At 65.5% G+C, this 2,041-nt stretch carries 3 protein-coding genes and 1 pseudogene; 2 read left to right on the forward strand and 2 right to left on the reverse strand.

Annotated features, from left to right (window positions below; genetic code table 11):
• The coding region (locus P2Q66_RS08910; RefSeq protein WP_275727353.1) for a cation diffusion facilitator family transporter at positions 1-652 on the reverse strand (652 nt) is incomplete at its 3' end.
• Between the two features lie 83 nt (positions 653-735).
• Positions 736-864: pseudogene (locus P2Q66_RS08915) on the reverse strand (transcriptional regulator); the annotation flags it as partial.
• A 108-nt stretch (positions 865-972) separates the two neighbouring features.
• On the opposite strand from P2Q66_RS08915, the gene P2Q66_RS08920 reads away from it, so the two are divergent.
• Together P2Q66_RS08920 and P2Q66_RS08925 are read left to right on the forward strand one after the other, a co-directional pair.
• Positions 973-1,170, forward strand: coding sequence for a hypothetical protein (locus tag P2Q66_RS08920; RefSeq protein WP_275727347.1), 198 nt, complete (start codon positions 973-975; stop codon positions 1,168-1,170).
• A gap of 109 nt (positions 1,171-1,279) precedes the next feature.
• Positions 1,280-2,041: alpha/beta hydrolase (locus P2Q66_RS08925; RefSeq protein WP_275727350.1), on the forward strand; the 762-nt coding region annotated here is incomplete at its 3' end.

Raw genomic sequence — 2,041 nt, forward strand, 5'->3', positions numbered from 1 at the left:
CGCCCGCCGCGCCGAGCACGACGGCCAGCGATGTGAAACCGTCGGTGCGCGCGTGGACGCCGTCGGCCACCAGGGCCGCCGATCCGATCTTGCGGCCCACCCGGATCCGGTAGATGGCAACCGCCTCGTTTCCGGCGAAGCCGATGACTCCGGCCGCCATCACCCACCCAAGGTTCTGCAGAGGCTGCGGGTGGATGAGCCGGTCCACTGACTGCCAGCCCGCCACGATGGCGGAGAGCGCCACCACTGCCACGATGAACAGGCCGGCCAGGTCCTCGGCCCTGCCGAACCCGAACGTGTACCGGCGGGTGGCTGCCTTCCTGCCCAGGATGAACGCAATCCACAGCGGCACCGCCGTGAGGGCGTCGGAGAAGTTGTGGATGGTGTCCGCCAGCAGGGCCACGGAGCCGCTGAACAGGACCACGGCGAACTGCAACACCGTGGTGGCCAGCAGGACGAAGAGGCTGATCTTCAGGGCGCGGATGCCCTCGGTGCTGGCTTCCATCGCGTCGTCGATCGAGTCCGCTGAATCGTGCGTGTGCGGGACAAACAGCTCCAGCAGCCAGCCCTTGAAGCCGCGGTGATGATGATGCCCGTGGTCCTGCCCGTGCCCGTGACCGTGGTCGTCGTCATGCCCATTGTCGTGTCTCAGGTGCGCGTGGGTGTGCTGGTGATGCCCGTCGTCGTGCGTGTGTTCGTGGGACGCCTCCTGGCCGGCCTCCCGCGGCTGCCCGCTCACTGCTTGGCCCCGTCAAGCCGGTGATGGGCCGGCTGGCCGCCGAGTGCGTGCTCGGCCTGGAAGATGGCGTCGGCCACCAGCTGCCGGGCGTGTTCATTCTCCAGCCGGTAGAGGACCCGGGTCCCGGCATTCATGCGCATATAGTGTCACAAGCAGGGGTTGTGCCGCACTATGGTGACGGCGGCCGTCGTCGCATAATTGAACCCACAGCCGCCGCGGCCTTTGGAGGAATCATGCGGATCCTTGGAGCACTTATTGTCATATGGCTGATCATCGGCGGTGTGGCTGCCTGGCAGCGCGGCTACTTTGGCGGAGCGCCGGGTTCCTGCGCGCAGGCAGGCACGGTGGTCCTCACCATCGCTGCCGGACCCTTGAACTACATGGGAGCCAACCCGCAGATATCCTGCGAACTTCCGCAGCCGTCCCAATAGCAGCGGTGGCCCTGGCGGCACCTTTCACGGCGACAGCCCTAGAGTAGGGAGTGCGCGGGCCGGGCACGAACGTCCGCCCGCTCCGATCAGTCTCGAAAGGAATTGCCGCGTGGCTTTCATTACCGTTGGAACTGAAAACAGCACTGACATCGAGCTTTACTACGAGGACCATGGCTCAGGCCAGCCGGTGGTCCTGATCCACGGCTACCCCCTGGACGGGTCCTCATGGGAAAAGCAGACCGCTGCCCTCTTGGACGCCGGCTACCGCGTCATCACCTACGACCGCCGCGGTTTCGGCAAGTCCAGCAAGACCACCGAAGGCTACGACTACGACACCTTCGCTGCCGACCTGAACGAGCTGCTGACCACCCTGAACCTGAATGACGTGGTGCTGGTGGGCTTCTCCATGGGTACGGGCGAGGTTGCCCGCTACCTGTCCAACTACGGTTCGACCCGCGTGGCCCGGGCCGCCTTCCTCGGTTCCCTGGAGCCCTTCCTGCTCAAGACGGACGACAACCCGGACGGCGTCCCGCAGGAGGTCTTCGATGGGCTGACTCAAGCAGTCACAGCAGACCGTTATGCCTTCTTCACCGAATTCTTCAAGAACTTCTACAACTCGGACACCTTCCTGGGCACCCCCCGCCTGAGCCAGGAGCTGGTCAACGCAAGCTGGAACCTGGCAGCCGGCTCCGGGGCAACCGCGTCCGTGGCCGCCCAGCCCACCTGGCTGACGGACTTCCGCCAGGACATCCCCAAGATCGACGTTCCCGCCCTGATCCTCCACGGCACCGCGGACAACATCCTTCCGATCGATTCCACCGGACGCCTGTTCGCCAAGGCCCTGCCCAGCGCAGAGTACGTGGAGATCGAG

Source organism: Arthrobacter sp. Cr_A7, assembly GCF_029222765.1.
Lineage (GTDB): Bacteria > Actinomycetota > Actinomycetes > Actinomycetales > Micrococcaceae > Arthrobacter.

Coding starts and splice junctions, on each gene's coding strand:
- P2Q66_RS08920 (WP_275727347.1), top strand. CDS start 973: ATGCGGATCCTTGGAGCACTTATTGTCATATGGCTGATCATCGGCGGT.